Source organism: Mucilaginibacter sp. AK015 (genome assembly GCF_014200785.1).
Taxonomy (GTDB): Bacteria; Bacteroidota; Bacteroidia; order Sphingobacteriales; family Sphingobacteriaceae; genus Mucilaginibacter.
Window position 1 is genome coordinate 118,460 of sequence record NZ_JACHCV010000001.1, and the last position, 19,090, is coordinate 137,549.

General features: G+C 44.8%; 10 protein-coding genes. 4 read left to right on the forward strand and 6 right to left on the reverse strand.

What is annotated here, in order from left to right; translation table 11 throughout:
- Window positions 1-25: 25 nt before the first annotated feature.
- From HDC91_RS00550 to rhaT, 4 genes are all read right to left on the reverse strand, one after another.
- On the reverse strand, window positions 26-1,408 hold the full coding sequence (locus HDC91_RS00550; RefSeq protein ID WP_183547415.1) for an FGGY-family carbohydrate kinase: 1,383 nt from the start codon (window positions 1,406-1,408) through the stop codon (window positions 26-28).
- Between the two features lie 10 nt (window positions 1,409-1,418).
- Window positions 1,419-2,693, reverse strand: coding sequence for a TIM barrel protein (locus HDC91_RS00555; RefSeq protein ID WP_183547418.1), 1,275 nt, complete (start codon window positions 2,691-2,693; stop codon window positions 1,419-1,421).
- Between the two features lie 69 nt (window positions 2,694-2,762).
- Window positions 2,763-4,880, reverse strand: a complete 2,118-nt coding sequence (locus HDC91_RS00560) for a bifunctional aldolase/short-chain dehydrogenase (RefSeq protein ID WP_183547420.1) — start codon at window positions 4,878-4,880, stop codon at window positions 2,763-2,765.
- Between the two features lie 48 nt (window positions 4,881-4,928).
- Entirely contained in the window at window positions 4,929-6,011 is a 1,083-nt protein-coding gene (gene rhaT / locus HDC91_RS00565) for an L-rhamnose/proton symporter RhaT (RefSeq protein WP_183547423.1), read from the reverse strand.
- Window positions 6,012-6,208: 197 nt separating this feature from the next.
- Here rhaT and HDC91_RS00570 point away from each other — a divergent pair, with 197 nt between their 5' ends.
- The gene (locus HDC91_RS00570; RefSeq protein WP_183547426.1) at window positions 6,209-9,472 is read left to right on the forward strand and encodes a glycosyl hydrolase; all 3,264 of its coding nucleotides are present in this window, start codon (window positions 6,209-6,211) and stop codon (window positions 9,470-9,472) included.
- A 71-nt stretch (window positions 9,473-9,543) separates the two neighbouring features.
- Here the strand turns inward: HDC91_RS00570 and HDC91_RS00575 are convergent, their stop codons facing one another.
- Together HDC91_RS00575 and HDC91_RS00580 are read right to left on the reverse strand one after the other, a co-directional pair.
- Window positions 9,544-10,569, reverse strand: coding sequence for a GntR family transcriptional regulator (locus HDC91_RS00575; protein ID WP_183547429.1), 1,026 nt, complete (start codon window positions 10,567-10,569; stop codon window positions 9,544-9,546).
- 253 nt (window positions 10,570-10,822) lie between these two features.
- Window positions 10,823-12,343 carry a family 43 glycosylhydrolase gene (locus tag HDC91_RS00580; RefSeq protein WP_255476622.1) on the reverse strand — a complete coding sequence of 507 codons (1,521 nt, stop codon included), beginning with the start codon at window positions 12,341-12,343 and terminating at the stop codon, window positions 10,823-10,825.
- A gap of 302 nt (window positions 12,344-12,645) precedes the next feature.
- Between HDC91_RS00580 and HDC91_RS00585 the strand changes: the two genes are divergently transcribed.
- From HDC91_RS00585 to HDC91_RS00595, 3 genes are all read left to right on the forward strand, one after another.
- Window positions 12,646-14,034, forward strand: a complete 1,389-nt coding sequence (locus HDC91_RS00585; protein WP_183547435.1) for an SGNH/GDSL hydrolase family protein — start codon at window positions 12,646-12,648, stop codon at window positions 14,032-14,034.
- Window positions 14,035-14,039: 5 nt separating this feature from the next.
- Window positions 14,040-16,607: a glycoside hydrolase family 38 C-terminal domain-containing protein gene (locus tag HDC91_RS00590; protein ID WP_183547438.1), complete on the forward strand. Its 2,568-nt coding sequence runs from the start codon at window positions 14,040-14,042 to the stop codon at window positions 16,605-16,607.
- A gap of 155 nt (window positions 16,608-16,762) precedes the next feature.
- On the forward strand, window positions 16,763-19,087 hold the full coding sequence (locus HDC91_RS00595) for a GH92 family glycosyl hydrolase (protein ID WP_183547441.1): 2,325 nt from the start codon (window positions 16,763-16,765) through the stop codon (window positions 19,085-19,087).
- Window positions 19,088-19,090: the final 3 nt, after the last annotated feature.

The window sequence follows — 19,090 nt, forward strand, 5'->3', positions numbered from 1 at the left end:
TATAGGCTGCAAAACAAGCCAACATTCATATACTAATGGTTTGACTGGAAGAATAATATTTCAATTGGATAATATCGTTCGGTATAGGTTTCCGGTTCCATTCTTTATGAATAGCCAATGCCGCGCCTACTGCAGTAGCTTGCGCCATAGAGGCCGAGAATACTTCAATTGCCGGGAAAGCTGAAGCAAGCAAATGCATAAACACACTGTTTTTGCTAAAGCCGCCGTCAACAAATATGCGTTTTACCGGGGTGCCTTTTAATACCAGTTGCGTGGCGTAAACCTGTTGGTCTATAAGGTCGAGCACAAGTTGATGATAAGCTTCTATATCATTATGAAATTCAGAAAGGTCCCTTTTCTCAAACGCGAATGTTTTGGCATTGGCATTTTGTGTAACCGAATTTTTTTTGGCTTTCAGGTGACTGATAACTTCCGGCTCAAATATAACGTTCCGGTATTTGATAATATCGGTATTGAAATGTGCTGCAATTTTTTTAACCTGCTGCTCGTGCTCGTACCCCGAAAACAACCTTGATGCCTTTACCGGCTGGCCCTGGTATTGCAGGTAGCTCAAACAGTCGTCTTTCAATTCATTGGCTGTTAAGGGCTGCTGGTTAAAAGGATTTAAGCTGATGCACCAAGTACCGGTACTAATGAGTATAAACGGCTCATGAAAATTAACCAGGTACGGGATAAGCGCCGCGGAACTATCATGCAGGCCTATTCCCACCTTGTAGTTATTGCCGGGGAATAACGCAGGCATCACCTTGTTAGCAGGTAATATAGGGGGCAACTTTAGTGCGATGCCCTCATGTTGAGTCCATTCATGATAGCGGTTTTGTTCGAAATCCCAAAGGCATGTGTGGCAGCCAATACTGGTGAGGTCAGAACAAGCTTTTCCGGTAAGCAAATAGCTCAGATATTGGGGTAAATGCAGTGCGTATTTTATCTTTTTAAAAACCTCAGGTTGTTCGCACTTCAGACGGTATAGCTGCAGCCCGGAATTTAAGCTGCCCAGCACCGGCGATGCGGTTTGCACGCTTACTTTGTCTTTACCGCCATATTTTGCATAAAATTGCTCGCTCAATTCCTCCGGGTAACTTTTTAGATAGTTGTACAGGGGCGTAAGTGGTTTGCCATCCTCGCCAACATAAATAAAGCTTGCACCATAGGCCGAAAAATTCACTGCCTTTACCTTAAACTCATTCATGCGGAAAACCTCGCTCAGCGAATCGAACACCGAAAGCCTTAAGCTCTCAGTATTTTCGCATGGGTAGCCATCCTCATCCACTGTCTCTAAAAAGCGGGCTGTTTTTTCAAAAACTATCTGGTAGTTCTCATCAAACAGAAACAGCTTTTTATTCGTCTTCCCAACATCAAATATGGCTATAACGGGTATCGCACTCATATCGCGTCGTTTATAAACCGGTGGCTATTGTTTTTAAGCCGCGTTCTTTTATTAAGTTATTCCTCACCTCAAGTTTCCGGTAAGCACCGATGGGGTCCAGCGAGCCGCCTGCCTGCAGGCCGGCTTCGGCTATCAGCGGCCGTACATCTGTACGATAGGCCTGTTGCAAAATCTCCTGGGCAAGCGTTACGTCGTTATCTTGCTGCGCGGCCTTTAAAGCCTTTGTGTCTATCAGTAAAGCCTGCGCGTAAGCTATTTTAAGAGCCTGTACAGATTGTAAAAGATCTTCCATAGGGTCTTTAACATTGTGCGATGCATCTATCATCCACCCAATAGCTGTAGCGTGAGCCATGCCGCGGGCGTCCATACCTTCTACCAGTTCATTAAATATTAAAAACAACTGGTAGGGGTTAATACTGCCAACGGTAAGGTCGTCATCGCCATATTTAGAGTCGTTAAAATGGAACCCTGCAAGTTTACCTTCCATCAATAACAGGGAAACTATTTGCTCGATGTTGGTGCCTTGTAAATGGTGACCAAGATCAACCAGGGTAGCAGCTTTATCACCAAGTTTGTTAGCCAGCAGCAGGGATTGCCCCCAATCGCCGATTGTGGTAGAATAAAAATTAGGTTCGAATGGCTTATATTCTATCCACAGCTTCCAGTCGTTTGGCAGCGCGTTGTATATTTCCTGTAAGCTCTCATGCGTCCGTTGAAATGCCTGCCTGAAATTCAATTGACCAGGAAAGTTTGAGCCGTCAGATAACCAAACCGATAACGCCTTCGAACCAAGTTCCTTACCATAATCGATCACCTGGATATTATGCTCAATGGCTTGTGATCTCACGAGCTTATCCACATGGTGCAGCGAGCCGTATTTATAGCTATGCGCTGCGTTGGCCTGGTCCTGAAAGGTGTTTGAATTTACCGCATCAAAGTGCAGGCCTAATTGCGAAGCCAGTTGTTTTATAGATGTGGCATTGTCAGGGATATCCCACGGAATATGTAACGAGATGGAATTGCTTGATCTGTTCAGTGCATGGATAATGCCAACATCTTCAATTTTTTCTTCCAGGCTGCGTGGCTCGCCGCCACCGCTAAACCTGCCGAAACGTGTACCGCCGGTGCCTAAAGCCCAGCTCGGGATGGCCACATTAAAAGCGACAAGTTTTTTTAAAATACTGTCGAGATTATTTATGTCCGCAGCTATGTGCTCAAAATTGCGTTGATGTTTTTTGGCTAACGGATGGTTATACTCATCAATTAAATGTTTCTCTATCTGCATCTTTCTCTGGTTTATTGAGGTGTAAAGTCCCCCGGCCATTGGTTTGCCGGGGAACTGATATACTATTACTTATCGTACAAATGCTGTGGCAACGCCGCCATCAACATTAAGCACATTACCGGTTGATTTGTTAAGCAAACCACCCGCAAATGCAAAGCACGCGTTGGCTATATCATCAGGTAAAATGGTTTCGTTCAGCAAAGTACGCCTGGCGTAGTAGGCGGGTAACTCCTCAACAGTAATACCGTAAGCTTTGGCGCGGCCTTCGGCCCAGCCGCCCGCCCAAATATTACTATCGCTTATAACGGCATCCGGGTTTACTACGTTCACCCTTATTTTATCGCTACCCAACTCGGCCGCATTTAGCCTGCTCAGGTGTAATTGCGCTGCTTTCGCGCTACCATAACCGGCGTTATTAGGGCCGCTTACCAGCGCGTTCTTGCTCACAATATTAATCACATCGCCACCAATATCCTGTTTTTTCATAACAGATACTGCTGCCTGAGTAACAAAAAACTGACCTTTTACTAAAACATCATACAGCAAGTCCCAATCTTTCGCTGTCGTATCGCCAATAGTTTTAGAGATAGATAACCCCGCGTTATTTACTATCAGGTCAACACCTCCAAATTGCAGTGCCGCAATATCCATCGTAGCCTGGATCTGGTCGGTATTAGTAACGTCCATTACTGCTAAATCGTAGGCATCCTTACCAAAAAGGCCTTTAAATTCTTCTCCCGCACCGGCTAAGCGCTCTGCGTTCATATCGTTTAAAACAACAACTGCACCTTCCTGCGCAAATTTTTTGGCAATAGCTTTACCAATACCGCCCGCACTGCCTGTTACCAAAGCAACACGGCCCGAAAGCGCCTTAGGTTTTGGCATGCGTTGCAGTTTAGCTTCTTCCAGTAACCAATACTCAATATTAAAAGCTTCCTGTCGCGGTAGGGAAGTGTATTCAGATATGGCTTCGGCGCCTTTCATTACGTTGATGGCGTTGGTATAAAACTCGGCGGCAACGCGTGCGGTTTGTTTATCCTTAGCAAAGGTGAACATACCCACACCGGGGTAAAGTGTCACTACGGGGTTCGCATCGCGTACAGCAGGGCTGTTAGGGTGTTTACAGGTGTTGTAATAATCAGTATACATTTGGCGATAGGCCTCAAATGCAGGAGTTAGTTTCTCTTTTAAAGCGGCTAAATCGCTCAGGTCATCGGCAGCGTTCAAGTTTAATACCAGCGGGCTGATCTTTGTACGTAAAAAATGGTCGGGGCAACTGGTGCCTAACGGGGCCAGCCTGTCCAGGTCGTTTGAGTTGATAAATTCCAGTACACGGGCATCATCCGTAAAATGGCCTATCATCCTGGTTTTTGACGAGCAGAAACCACGCAGAACAGGTGCAAGCGCCGCGGCTTGCCTTTTTCGATCCTCCGCTGGCAGGCTTTCGAGCTTTTGGCCCCCAAATACAGGGCCTTTTTTACCGTAGTTTTCTTCCAGGTATTCAGCGCATTTTTCAATTACTTCCAGGGTGTTTATGTAGCTTTCGTAAGCGGTATCACCCCAGGTAAACAACCCGTGCGAACCTAACATAATGCCACGGATGCCAGGGTTATTATCCAGGCACTCTTTTAATTGCAGACCGAGGTCAAAACCGGGGCGCTGCCAGCCCACCCAGCCAATGGTACCTCCAAACAATTCCTGTGTAATCTTTTCACCCTCTTTTGCTGCGGCTATGGCAATTGCAGCATCGGGGTGCAGGTGGTCGATGTGTTTAAAAGGTAAAAAGCCGTGCAGCGGTGTATCAATAGATGGCGCTTTTGAATTAAGGTCGAAGATACTATGGTTAAACAGCTCCACCATTTCGTCCTCATGCTCTATACCGCGATAAACGTTTTTCAGGCTTCTCAGTCTGTCAACGTATAAAGCCGCCAGGCCGCTCTTTTTAAGCGTGCCGATATCGCCTCCGGACCCTTTTATCCACATTACTTCTACCTCTTTCCCCGTCAAAGGGTCTTTATCAGTTACCTTGCATGAAGTGTTGCCCCCGCCGTAGTTGGTAAGGCGCAGATCGGCGCCAAGCAGGTTTGAACGGTATATCAGTAATGCTACCTCGTCTCCCGCCAGGGCCGCAGCCTTAGCATCGTCCCATAAGTAACTTACATGTTTAAATTGAGTTGTAGCAGACATATGTTAATCGTTGATTTGTATGATTGTTGAATTTATTTAATGCTTTATTCAGGGTTTTATTGAATTACCATAACCAACCACCAATACCGATGCGATAATGGTAGCGATGCCGGCTACAACGGTGTATATTGCTTTTTTACTAACCCCTTTCCATTCCTTTAATAATAGCCCCCAGGCATTTGCTATCAGGATGATGAATGCCATGTGCAGGATCCACGAGCTTGCACCGTTGCCCAACTTACTTTCGCCCATGCCGTAAAAAAAGAACTGCAGGAACCAGGTGGTGCCTGCAAGAGCCGAAAAAATGTAGTTTTTTAATAGTGGTTTTTTCCCGTCGGTATAATTACTGAAAGTCTTATTCCTCGCATTCAAAATCATACACCAGACAAAGTTGGTGGTAAGGCCGCCCCATAATATCACTATATAAATAACATTGTTTTGAAACAGAAAATTACCTGCGTTAGGGTGTAATGACTTCCAGGCCACATTAGCCGCATCGGCCATTGATTTGCCCGCCTCGATTCCGAAATTAAAACAGGCGCTTAGCACCCCCGACACAATGGCTACAAAAATACCAAGGCCAAATCGGTACTCTTTATTTTCTTCGGCTACGGTTTGGTTTTTGGCTAACTCGTTTTCTTTTAATGTACCTGCTTTACCGCAGATGATAATACCAATTGCACAGATAACAATACCCAGCAAAACCATTTGCCCCCATTGGCTGTGCAGCATCATGCTAAAACTGTCTTTGCCTTCTTTAGGGAAAAAGTTATAGTAAACCGACGGTATGATGGAGCCAAACACTGCACATAGGCCCAATATAATGGTGCTGCCTAATGATACCCCAAGGTACCGTACGCCAAGCCCGTAGGTTAAGCCGCCGATACCCCAAAGTAAACCAAAAAAATAGGTAAGCAGCAATATCTGGCCGTTAGTTTGGCTGATGATATCCATAAAGTTTGGTATGGTTAACCAGGCAGCCAGGGGAGGGATGATAAGCCAGGAGAAGATGCCGCCCACTATCCAGAAACTTTCCCAGGCCCAGCCCTTTACTTTTTTATAGGGGATGTAAAAGCTACCGGAGGCAAAGCCACCGATAAAGTGAAAGATGACACCAAAGATTGCTTGCATAATTCAGGATTTGGGTTTATTATAAATGGTTAAGGCAATAATAAAGGTAACAGTTTGTTTAACCATCCCTATCTGTTACCTTCCGGAATTTTAAAGGCCGTAATCAGTGATGGTATAGCTGGGTATAGTTAAATTGATAATTTAAGATACTTTCGAAAACGCTTAACCTTTAAGCCCATTAACCAACTGAACCACGAATGTTTATTATTAAAAAGCTACGCCCTGCGTTTATTTACATATCGCTTGCCAGTTTATTTTTATATGCCTGCAGCACAAAAAAGCAAATAGCACAGGTAAATAAAATTAAGCCGATGGCCCAGCTTGAAACGGGCTTTATAACCGCTCCAGATTCTATCCAAACCAGTGTTTATTGGTACTGGATATCGGATAATATATCTAAAGAAGGTGTGATCCACGATCTGGAATCGATGAAGAAAGTGGGCATTAACCGTGCTTTTATAGGTAATATATGGCAAGACGACGTGCCTGCCGGCAAAGTGAAAATATTTACCAGTGAGTGGTGGGATATTTTGCATGCCGCGCTAAAAAGGGCTACCGAGCTAAATATTGAGATAGGGATATTTAACAGCCCGGGTTGGAGCCAATCCGGCGGGCCATGGGTTAAGCCGGAGCAGGCAATGCGCTATTTAACATCATCTCAAATAGCGGTAAAGGGGCCTTATAAATTTAACACCAAACTGGAAAAGCCGCGGAAGAATTTCCAGGATGTTAAGGTGCTGGCTTATCCTGTTAACGCAGACTATGGAATAGATATCAGAGATCTGAAACCCGTTTTAAGTTCAGCCCCATTTATTAACGACCTTGCTAAGATCACAGATCATAGCGACTCCACAGCCGTAGATTTTGAAGCGAATAAGCCTTATACAATAAATATCACCATTAAAAAGGTATATACCGCACGCAGCCTGGTTATAGTCCCCGCCCGCAGGCGTATGACGATGGAAGGGGATATACAAGTTAAAAAGAATGGTGCCTACATAACCGTAAAGCATTTTATGATAGACCGCAGTAACGACGCTACTAACGTTGGCTTTGATCCTTACGGGCCGGCTGCAATCTCCATTCCTGCTACCACATCTAATAATTTTCGGTTACTGTTTACAAAGACCGATAATGGCGGTATCGCAGAAATAAAACTGTCATCAACCCCGGTGTTGGAAAATTATGTAGAAAAAACGCTTGCCAAGATGTGGCAAACACCCTTTCCGTACTGGAATGCTTACCAATGGACGGCGCAGCCTGTTATTGACGACAGCAAATACATAATAGACCCCGCAAAAGTGATTGATATATCAAAATTCATGATGGCCGATGGCGCACTAACATGGCAAGTGCCGGCCGGAAACTGGATCATTGAACGTACCGGGATGTCGCCCACTAATGTGACCAATGGGCCGGCCTCGGCCCAGGGCACCGGCCTGGAAACCGATAAAATGAGCAAAGAGCATATCGCCGCGCATTTTGATGCTTATTTAGGAGAAATTATTAAACGCATCCCCGCTGCCGACCGTAGAACCTGGAAGGTAACCGTAGCAGACAGCTATGAAACCGGTGGCCAAAACTGGACAGATGGCATGATACAAAAGTTTGAAAGCATTTACGGTTATAACCCAACGCCATATATCCCGGCTTTACAGGGAAAAGTAGTGGGAAGTGAGGATCAATCAGACCGTTTCCTTTGGGACTTACGCCGTTTTGTTGCCGATAGGATAGCTTATGATTATGTTGGCGGCTTGCGCGATATCAGCCACCAGCATGGGCTTACCACCTGGCTGGAAAACTATGGGCACTGGGGCTTCCCGGGCGAGTTTTTGCAGTATGGCGGCCAGTCGGATGAGGTAGGTGGTGAATTTTGGAACGAAGGCATGCTGGGCGATATTGAGAACCGGGCAGCCTCATCGGCAGCGCATATTTACGGGAAAACCAAGGTGTCGGCCGAGTCATTTACATGCGCTGGGGGCCCGTATGCACGCTATCCCGCATTGCTGAAGCAACGCGCAGATCGCTTTTTTACAGAAGGTATTAACAATACGCTGATGCACGTATACATCAGCCAGCCTTACGAAGATAAAGCACCCGGCATCAGCGCGTTTTTTGGTACCGAATTTAACCGGTTAAACACCTGGTTTTATGATATGGATATCTTCCTGAAATATATCAAGCGTTGTAACATGATGCTGCAGCAAGGTAAATATGTTGCAGATGTAGCTTACTTTATAAGCGAGGACGCGCCAAAAATGACCGGCACTCAAGATCCTGAACTACCACAGGGGTATTCGTTTGATTATATTAACGGTGAGGTGATAAAAACCAGGTTAAGTGTAAAAAACGGTAAATTGGTTTTGCCGGATGGTATGCAATATAGCATCCTGGTATTGCCGCAGTTAACCACTATGCGCCCCGAATTGCTTTTAAAAATAAAAGAACTGGTGCGGCAAGGCGCAGTTGTTTTGGGCCCTAAGCCTGTAACCTCGCCAAGTTTGCAGAATTATCCGGCGGCTGATGCGCAGCTTAGCAAACTGGCTAACGAATTATGGGGCAATATTAACGGCACATCTATTAAAACAAACAGGGTAGGCAAGGGTATGGTAATCAGCAACATGCAGCTGCAGGAAGCGCTGGACCTAATCAAAGTTATTCCGGATGCCAGGATCACGGAAAATAAATCCACGTTGTTTATTCACCGCAAAGTAGTTGATGGCTCGATCTATTTCATATCTAACCAGGAAAACAAAACGGTTAAAATAGCGCCGCAGTTCCGCGTCACCGGTAAACGCCCCGAGCTATGGGATGCCGTTAGCGGAAGCGTACGTGAATTGCCGCAGTACACACAAACAGCCGGTGTTACTACCGTTCCGCTTGAACTTGCCCCGTCGGAAAGCGCCTTTATTATTTTCAGGCAGGATGCGCAAACTTCAGTCTCGACCACGCCAAATTACCCTGTACCTGTGCAAATAAAAGCTATCAATAAACCATGGGCGGTAAAGTTCGACAGTAAAATGCGCGGCCCCGTCAACCCCGTTATATCCAATACGCTGAGTGATTGGTCGGTTAACCCTAATGATAGCATCCGATATTATTCGGGTACGGCATTTTATAATAATACATTTACATTGACTGCTATAAAAAAAGACCAAAAGGTATTTATAGACCTGGGAGTGGCAAAGGCGATTGCCAAAGTAAAGGTAAACGGCGTTACCGTTGGCGGCGCCTGGACAGCCCCCTACAAAGTTGATGTAACTGCCGCCGTAAAGTCCGGCGAAAATAAGCTGGAGATTAAAGTGGTAAATACGTGGGTAAACCGTTTGATAGGTGATAGTAAACTACCAGCATCTGCGCGAAAAACATGGTTGAGTAATCAACGGTTTCACCCAACGGATAAGTTAGAATCGTCGGGTTTATTAGGGCCGGTGCGTGTTGAGGTTGTAAACCAAAAATAAGGTAACGTGGTGTGAACAGCCGCCGGGTAATTGTCATGGGTTGGAGCCTGGCGACTACGTAGCGGTGTTATTTACAGCGAATTCCTGATAACTGTATTAAACGGCACTTTTAAATGTTGTGTCGAGTTATCCAACACCAACCCGGCAGCTTTTTCTCCCATATATCTAAAATCGGTTGATATGGTAGTGATGCCATTTAGCATCAGTCTTTTTAATGCCGTTTCATTATACGAAATGATGCCCACGTCCTCCCCAACTGTGTACCCAAGGCTAAGTGTATTGTCTATCAGTTGCACCAGGTCGTCTTCTGTGAGGGTAATGTACAGGGTGTTTTTAAGTATGGTCTCGGTTTTCAGGTCGGATATGATATCGTAGTAGCAGTTGTAGGTTTTGCAAAAGTTAAGAAACCCGATCAATATATCGGTAGAGAAATAGCTTTGCTTAGGAAAAATGATTGTTAGCGTGGTGTACTGGCGAATCTTTTCGATCAGACCGGTAAGGGCGTTAAAAATATCATTCTCAAAATCTTCGTAAACCGCTCCGAATTCGCCCGTAACGCCATCTACCAGTTTCCCCAGCAAAATCAGTTTATTCTTTGGTACCTTGTTTATTACTTCAAATGCATTATCGGCTTTGTCCCTAAAATGCGGCACAATAACCACCTTATCGTATTTATCTACTTTTTCAAGCAAAAGCTTTTTAAAGAAATTAAAATTGCTGTTATAAATATAAAAATCGATAGATGCTTTTTGGGCGAGCGCTTCGGCAAAGGCATCATACAGTAATTTTTTGTGACTGCTTAGCTTATTGAACAACAGTAGTACCTTAACCGACTGATCTACGCGCGTATTGGATATAAAATAGCCCTTACCAGGAATAGAGCTGATAACGCCGATCTTTTTAAGATCATTATAAGCTCGGGTGATGGTGTTTCTTGAAATATCAAGCGCTATGCTCAAGTCGTTTATGGAAGGCAGGATATCATCTTTATCGATAACCCTTTCTTCAATAGCCCGCAAAATGGAATTATAAATCTGCGCGTAATACGGCGTTATAGAATATTCGTCTATCCTTAATATTTTTAAGTAATTTTTCATCAACAAGGTAAATATACCAGTAGTTTTGGCTTTTGAACGCTATATAACCCTAATGCCCTTTTACATAATTTGTAGGAGGGATGCCGGTTTTTTCTTTAAACATTTTGAAAAATGAAAGTAGCTGTCGAACCTTAAATCGTAGGCGATTCAACCGCATCTTGCTTAAAAATAAAATTGAAATTCCCATCAAGTGCATAATTCGCGGTAAACAAGGCTAAATTAAATAGTAAAAAATAAAATATCAGGAAGCGAATTATTTGCCCATAGGTAATATTGGGGTAACGACGAGGCTGAAATTTAATTGTTTACCACTTTCGGGTAACAGAGAACCCGCTTGTAGTTTACCGAATAACAATTGCGGGTTTTGATGCCCGCCATTATCATAAGTAAACCCATAGCTGCCTGTGTTTGTGGCCGAAGACAGCACAATGCAATAAGCCGTACCCTTTGTTACGTTAGTAGCCGGATGAATAACCTGCCGCTTAACCGACCAGCCTATTGCATTTGCCGGAATAGCTTTACTTACCAGTGCTTTGCCCACCGGGTTGCCCTGCGCACCGGCATGGTAAACATCTATTTGCAGGTCTGCATCAGGCGTGCCGGTTTTATATGCAGGTAAGTAAATCGTTTTTAAAACACCGCTTCGTTCTGCAAAAAAAGTTTGCGATCGTTTTGTGTCCCTGGCTATATCAGCTACGCCTTTAACACTGCTTTTTTTGCTATCCGCAGCAGGTATTATTAATACTTTGCTACCTGTAACTTTAAAAGGCTGGTTGCAGGTAAGGGGAATGATGGAGCCATCGGGATTAAAGGTAAGCGGGGCCCAGTAATAATTTGCCAGGGCTTCGTTTTTGGCGGCGTTGTTCCACAGGTCGCTGCCAAAAAGGTAAACATTTCCAGAACCAAGTTTTATAGTTGATACAAATGATGGCTGCCCGCCGCATGAATTATCACTGATCTTTTTCCCCGCAGACCACGGCCCCAACGGCGATTTGGCTGTTTTATAGGACGTCCCGGTACCCGAACAGTAACCGCAATTAGGGTCGGAGTAAACAATGTAGTAAATGCCGTTCCTTTTAAACATGCCCGGCGCCTCGGTTTGCCCATCGGTAACTGATTTCACAGCCTCGCCCGTTCCGGTTAAGTAGTCGCTGCTTAGTTTTTCAATCACAATAGTTCCATTTGTGCGCCAGTCGGTATAAGCAAGGTAGGCGGTGCCATCGTCATCAATAAAAGTATCATGATCGCCGTTATTTAAACCTGCGGCAGGCATGTGGGCATTTACAGCCAGCTTCGGTTCGGCAACTTCTGTGAAAGGGCCAACAGGTGTTTTACCTGTAAAAACCCGGTAGCCGGATACATTGTCGTAGACATTAATCCATAATACATACAATTTGGTTTTGCTGTTAAAAACCACATGCGGGCGAAAGCATCCATAAGTATTACCATTGCATCGGGTTTGCCAAACATCTGTTTTTGCATCAAACAGAAAGCCCCTGTCTGTCCAGTTTAGCATATCTTTTGAAGAGTAAACTTTAAAGCCACAAAACGGCGCGTTTTTGTTGCCCCACTCAAAACCGCAATCGTAGCTGGTGCCGTACAGGTAATAAATATTGTTAAATAAAGCTATTTCGCCATCGTGGGCATCAATGGCATCGCCCACATTACTGTAGCGGATGATCTGATTACCCTGCTTATCAAAATTGGTAATAACCAGGTCGGAAGATTGGTGTTTGCGCTGTCCAAATGCCGTACATGGGATAAATCCGTGCATCAGAAGGAATATTAGACACACCAATATCGGGAACAAATTTGTCCGGTTCACTTTCATCGCTTAAAGTTTAATATGGCAGGGCGTTGCGTTTGTAAATGGTTTTTGTTCCTGCTAATCTCGGCAAGTTATTAATTCCTTTTTACATCGTTGATAAAAGTGGTGCGTTTTCTGACATCTTGCGCGCTCATCAAAAAAATCCTTAACATATCGGTGCTTTTCAAAAAATCTTCGGGGGTGTTGCATTACATGAAAAATAAATTCATTTTATGCTAAATCAATTTAGCTTTTTATAACTTTGGCGTATGAAACTAAGGTTACTTGCTTTTTTATTTATACAGTTTTTAACAACGCATCTTCATGCACAAAACATTAGGCCTTTTAAACCGGGCGATAGGGTGGTGTTTACAGGAAACAGCATTACAGATGGCGGACATTATCATTCCTATATATGGCTATATTATTTAACGCATTTTCCAAATAGCCGTATCAAAATTTTTAACGCGGGCATTGGAGGCGACATCGCCCAACAGATGTACGAAAGGCTGGATACCGACGTATTTTCCAAAAAACCCACGGTGGTGACACTCACCTTCGGTATGAATGATACCGGTTACCAGCGTTTAAAAGCTGAGGAGGCAGATTCTGTATATGGTGAGAAAGTAGCAGCTTCGGTAAAAAGTTTTAAATTGATAGCCGAAAAGCTAAAGCAGCATCCGGGTGTGAGGATGGTTATGATCGGCTCGTCGCCATATGATGAAAGTTCGAAAAATAAATTTATAAAACTGATTAATAAAAATGCCGCTATGCGGCAGATCGCAGCCGAGCAGCAACGGGTTGCTCAAGCCAACGGCTGGGGATATATAGATTTTGGCGCACCCATGACCGCCATTAACCTGCGTGAACAGCAACGCGACTCGGTTTTTACCCTTGAGGGCAGTGATCGCATACACCCCACAAATGATGCGCAAATGATAATGGCCTGGATTTTTCTTAAAGCGCAAGGCCTCGCCGGAAGGAAAATCGCGGATATTGCGGTAAACGCCCAAAGTAAGAAGATAGACCTGGCCGGGAATTGCACCATCACCAACCCCGTTATATCAGCCAATAAAATTAGTTTTACTTACCTCGCTAAATCACTGCCATATCCAATGGATACTATCCCAAGTGGTTTTGGCCGTCCGCAAAAGGCACAGGCCGCCAGCTTAAAGCTGATTCCGTTTAACGAGGAATTTAATCAGGAACTGCTGCAGGTAAAAGGCTTAAAGGCAAAGCAACTATTATTAAAGATAGATGGAAAGGCGATTGGAACCTATAGCGCCCAGGAATACGCGCATGGGATAAACCTGGCAGCAATTACTACAACGCCTCAGTATCAGCAGGCCCTGGCAGTAATGCATTTAAATGAAGAACGCTGGGCAGTAGAACGCCGCCTGCGCGAATATTACTGGATCCATTACTCCATACTTAAGCCAAAAGGTTTGTTGTTTAATGATGGCGATGCCACGGTGGATTCTCTGCAAAAATATGGTAAGAAAGATTTCTTCGTTGCGGCTACTTTCCCCACTTATCAAAAGGCCCGCTTTAAAGCTGTACGTGATGCCTGGCAAAAGGAGATCGACCTGTTAACAGATCAGCTTTACACCATTAATAAACCTGTTCCGCACCGTTTCGATATCACTTTAGTTAACTGATGCTGATGAAGTTCAAATTATACAAAAGGCTTTTTACCGCCTTGCTGTTTACTGTTGCTTTCGGGGGGTATGCATCTGCCCAAACTGCCTATTATATTGATGGTTATCACGGCGGTATCTGGGGCCATTACCCGGATTGGAACACCCGCTTTATGGCAGACATGCTTAAGAAAAATCCCACGTGGAAGATAAATTTGGAGTTGGAGCCCGAAACCTGGGATAGGGCAATGAACGTAGACCCTGCCGCATATGCCGATTTTAAGGCGTTGTTTGCAGATCAGTCGTTAAACGGTCGTATAGAGTATGTAAACCCGCAATACGCACAGAGTTATAACTATAATATCTCCGGCGAAAGCATTATCCGGCAATTTAGTTATGGAATAAAAATGGTCCGGGCGCACTTCCCCGAAGCTGTTTTTACAAGCTATTCTTCCGAAGAACCGTGTTTTACAACCGCGCTGCCCCAAATACTCAAATCATTCGGCTATAAGTATGCATCGCTTAAAAACCCCAATACCTGCTGGGGTGGATATACCCGCAGCCATGCCGGCGAACTGGTTAACTGGATTGGCCCCGATGGCACGGCCATTACAACTTCGCCGCGATACGCAGGAGAAAAATTAGCCCCAAATTCGACCTGGCAAACTATAGCGTGGAATAATTCCCGCGGCTACATCAATGCTGCTTTTGCTGCGGGTATGCCACATCCCGTGGGCATGACCTTACAGGACGCGGGTTGGAAAAACGGCCCGTTTATAGGCACCGGGGTAAAAAATGGTATAAAGAGCGTTTACACCACCTGGCGTAATTATTTTGGCAACATAGCAAAAAATGATGCGCGGCAAAATTGGAAAGTATCGCAGGAAGATATGCTGGTGAGCCTGGTTTGGGGTTCGCAGGTTATGCAGCGGATAGCACAGAAGGTACGTGTGTCAGAAAATAAGCTGGTAATGGCCGAAAAAATGGCCGCTATGGCCAAAATTTATTCGGGCATCAAATGGCCAGGGGCCCAATTGGATTCGGCGTGGCGAACGCTGCTTTTATCACAGCATCACGATTGCTGGATAGTACCTTACAATGGTAAAAAAGGTGATACCTGGGCAGATAAAGTAAGCCGGTGGACAACAAACACTAATTTAATTTGCGATAGCATTATTAGCGCGTCGCAAAGCAGCTTAAATAATACTGCCGGTACCGGCAATTACATAGGCGTTTACAATACCGCAGGGAGCGACCGTGAAGAAATTGTGAGCGTAAAGGCGCCGACAGGTGTTGATATAGGTCATTTTGTGGTTTTAAATAATAAAGGAGTACAGGTGCCCGCACAACTAACTTCTGATAAAACACATGTCCTTTTCAGGGCTCAGGTACCATCAATGGGATACGCCGGTTATCAGATAAAAACAAATGAGGCCGGTGTAATAAAAGGTGCTACAATAGCGGTTTTGGCAAACGGGACTTATTTGTTAGAAACAGACCTGTATAAAATAATTATTGACGCGGCACACGGTGGTATTATTAAAAGCATCATTGCCAAAACTTTAAACAATAAACAATTCGTCGACCAAAGGGATGCACGTGGCTTTAACGAATTACGCGGCAATTTTTATAACGATGGTGGCTTTAAATCCACCGCTGATAACTCCGCGGTCATAGAGGTGTTAGAGAAAGGCCCGCTGCAAATTAAGCTGGCTATAAAGGGCACTATAAACGGCAGCGATTATACGCAAACCCTGACAGTAGCACAAGGGCAGCCGCTCATCGGCCTGCAGTTAACTATAAACTGGAATGGCAACCCCGGCATAGGCAGTGCTACCCCGCCAAACACCTATAAACTTAATGAACCCCGGAAAGCTTTTTATAATGACAGGGAAAAATTATTGGCTTACTTTCCGCTTAACCTTACACAGCAACGGGTTTACAAAAACGCCCCGTTTGATGTTACTGAGAGTAAATTAACCAATACTTTTTTTACGCGCTGGGACAGCATCAAAAACAACGTACTGTTAAACTGGGTAGATGTAACCGATAAGGATAACCGGTACGGCATGGCACTTTTTACAGACCATACAACCAATTATACTCATGGGCAGCAATTTCCGTTAGGGCTGGATATTCAATATTCAGGACTGGGCTTATGGGGGCGTGATCATAAAATAACCGCGCCTACTACGATAAACTATGCGCTTGTGCCACACGCCGGCAAATGGGATAAGGCGCGCATTCAACAATTAAGCGACAACTGGAACGAACCGCTTATAGTAATGGCAGCTACAGCGCGGCAGTTAAAGGGCAAATCGCTCATCAGCGTACCAGAAGGCTACGAGATATCTTCGGTTACTTTTGAAGGCAACGATATGCTGGTACGCCTGTTTAACACCGGGGCAGGTAATGTTAAAAGCAAAGTTATATTTAACTGTACTGCCGCTAAAGTTAGTTTATGTGAGTTGGACGGCAGGTTTAAAGAAAGGCTTCCATCAGCAAAACTAAAAAACGGGTTGTTGGTAACCAACGTTTCCATGCCAAAATTCGGTATCCGTACAATCAGGCTGGTTAATGCAAAAGGGATTTAAAATATTTTTTTTAAAATTTGCTAAATCGTTTTTTCTTATATAATTTGGCCGTTAATACCAATTAATAAAAATCGCCGCCCGGATTTAAGGTAAACTATAACTTCAGTAATGTTTATACGCACTGATAACCGGCACAGTAATTATTGCTCATATCAATGTTATATCGTTTCAAAAAACGTGTTGCTGCCGCAGCCTGTGTTTGTTTTGTTACAGCGCAAACGTTGCACGCGCAAGCCCCGGCTTCGTATGTTAACCCATTTATTGGTGCAAGCACAAGTACTGCCGATGCAGGTGTTTATCATGGGCTCGGTAAAACATTTCCGGGTGCAACAACGCCTTATGGCATGGTGCAGGTAAGTCCAAACACTATTACCGGCGGTGATAACGGTTCGGGTTATAGTTATGAACAAACCAGCATAGAGGGTTTTGCCTTTACGCAAATGAGCGGCATAGGCTGGTATGGCGATCTTGGCAATTTTTTAGTGATGCCAACTACAGGTAAGCTAAAAACAAAAGCCGGTACTATAGCGCAGCCCCAGGGCGGCTATCGTTCGCTTTATTCCAAGCAAAGCGAAAAAGCATCCGCCGGATATTACAGCACCTTATTAACAGACTATAATGTAAAGGCTGAGATGACCGCGGCTCCGCACAGTGGCATACTGCGTTTTACCTTTCCCCAAAACAAATTATCGCGTATACAAATAGATCTCGCCCGCAGGGTGGGTGGCACGTCAACGCTGCAATATGTAAAAGTAGTTGATAACTACACTATCGAGGGCTGGATGAAGTGCACACCGGATGGCGGCGGTTGGGGCAATGGCGATGGACATGCTGATTATACAGTTTATTTTTATGCAAAATTTAGTAAACCGTTAAAAAACTTTGGTGTTTGGAGTGCTGATATTCCTGACGGCTGGGTGCGCAAGCGCGAAGAAGTAGAAAGTGCTAAATACCAGGAGCGAATATCGAACGCGACTATCTTAAAAGGGGTGAGGGAAAAACAGGGTAAACACCTGGGTTTTTACACCGAATTTGCCACTAACACCAATGAGCAGGTGCTGATGAAAGCGGGCCTTTCTTTTGTTAGCATAGGCGGGGCGAAAAACAACCTGCTAACAGAAATAAAGGATTGGGATTTCGATACCGCGCTTCATCGTGCGGTTGCCCTTTGGAATAAGGCTTTATCTAAAATAAATATTCAGGGGGGTACCGCCGATCAAAAAAAAGTTTTTTATACCGCGCTTTATCATACCATGATAGATCCGCGCATCATCAGCGATGTTGACGGTAGATACCCCGGCGGCGATGGTGCTGCACATCAAAACGAGGGGTTTAAAAAGCGCACTATTTTTAGCGGATGGGATGTTTTCCGCAGCCAGATGCCTTTGCAAACTATTATTAACCCCTCGCTGGTTAACGACCTGGTGAACTCTATGGTAACGCTGGCCGGCCAAAAAAATAAGGATTATTTTGAGCGCTGGGAGCTATTAAACGCTTATACAGGCTGTATGCTGGGCAACCCCATGACGTCTATTTTGGCCGATGCTTACGCCAAGGGCATCCGAAACTACGATATAAACAAGGCCTATGCGTTATCGGTAGGGTCTGTAGAGAAGTTTGGTAACGGCGATAAAGGTTATGCTCCGGGCTCAATAGGTATTGCCCAAACACTGGAGTACGCTTACAACGAATGGTGCGTAGCGCAATTGGCAGGCTGGTTGAACCACCCGGTGGATGAGCATAAGTACGCAGCCCGCAGCATGTCGTACAAAAATATTTATGACAACGAGAAGGGATGGTTTCGCCCGAAAGACGATAGTGGCAACTGGGTGGCATGGCCTGATTCGGGCAGAATGACGCAGTGGTACGGCACTTTTGAGACCAACCCTTACCAACAGGGGTGGTTTGTACCGCATGACGTGGGTGGCATGGTGCAGTTGATGGGCGGTAAACAGAAAGTACTTGCCGACCTTGATAATCTTTTTGCCAAAACACCGGAAAATATGATGTGGAACGATTATTATAACCACGCTAACGAGCCGGTGCACCATGTGCCGTTTCTGTATAACCGCTTAGGGCAGCCATGGCTCACGCAAAAGTGGACGCGTGAGATTTGCCGGCGGGCTTATAAAAATTCAGTAGAAGGCCTTGTCGGAAACGAGGACGTTGGCCAAATGTCTGCATGGTATGTATTGGCTGCTACGGGCTTACATCCGGTTTGCCCCGGTGATACCCGCCAGGAAATAACCAGCCCGGTATTTGACAAAGTAACCTTTAAACTCGACCCCAGGTATGCAAAAGGCAAAGCCTTCACCATAGTAGCTAAAAACAATTCGCCTGCTAATATCTATATACAAAGCGCCAAGTTAAACGGCCGCAAGTACAATAAATGTTACCTCGACTATAAAGATATAGCCACCGGCGGGATGCTGGAACTTACTATGGGCGCCCAGCCTAACAAAAATTGGGGAATAAATTAAAAA

What these genes read in the sequence shown, in the direction of transcription:
- HDC91_RS00595 (WP_183547441.1), top strand. Translation starts at nt 16,763, where the DNA reads ATGTTATATCGTTTCAAAAAACGTGTTGCTGCCGCAGCCTGTGTTTGT.
- HDC91_RS00560 (WP_183547420.1), bottom strand. Translation starts at nt 4,880, where the DNA reads ATGTCTGCTACAACTCAATTTAAACATGTAAGTTACTTATGGGACGAT.
- HDC91_RS00555 (WP_183547418.1), bottom strand. Translation starts at nt 2,693, where the DNA reads ATGCAGATAGAGAAACATTTAATTGATGAGTATAACCATCCGTTAGCC.
- HDC91_RS00550 (WP_183547415.1), bottom strand. Translation starts at nt 1,408, where the DNA reads ATGAGTGCGATACCCGTTATAGCCATATTTGATGTTGGGAAGACGAAT.
- rhaT (WP_183547423.1), bottom strand. Translation starts at nt 6,011, where the DNA reads ATGCAAGCAATCTTTGGTGTCATCTTTCACTTTATCGGTGGCTTTGCC.
- HDC91_RS00590 (WP_183547438.1), top strand. Translation starts at nt 14,040, where the DNA reads ATGAAGTTCAAATTATACAAAAGGCTTTTTACCGCCTTGCTGTTTACT.
- HDC91_RS00570 (WP_183547426.1), top strand. Translation starts at nt 6,209, where the DNA reads ATGTTTATTATTAAAAAGCTACGCCCTGCGTTTATTTACATATCGCTT.
- HDC91_RS00585 (WP_183547435.1), top strand. Translation starts at nt 12,646, where the DNA reads ATGAAACTAAGGTTACTTGCTTTTTTATTTATACAGTTTTTAACAACG.
- HDC91_RS00575 (WP_183547429.1), bottom strand. Translation starts at nt 10,569, where the DNA reads ATGAAAAATTACTTAAAAATATTAAGGATAGACGAATATTCTATAACG.
- HDC91_RS00580 (WP_255476622.1), bottom strand. Translation starts at nt 12,343, where the DNA reads ATGCACGGATTTATCCCATGTACGGCATTTGGACAGCGCAAACACCAA.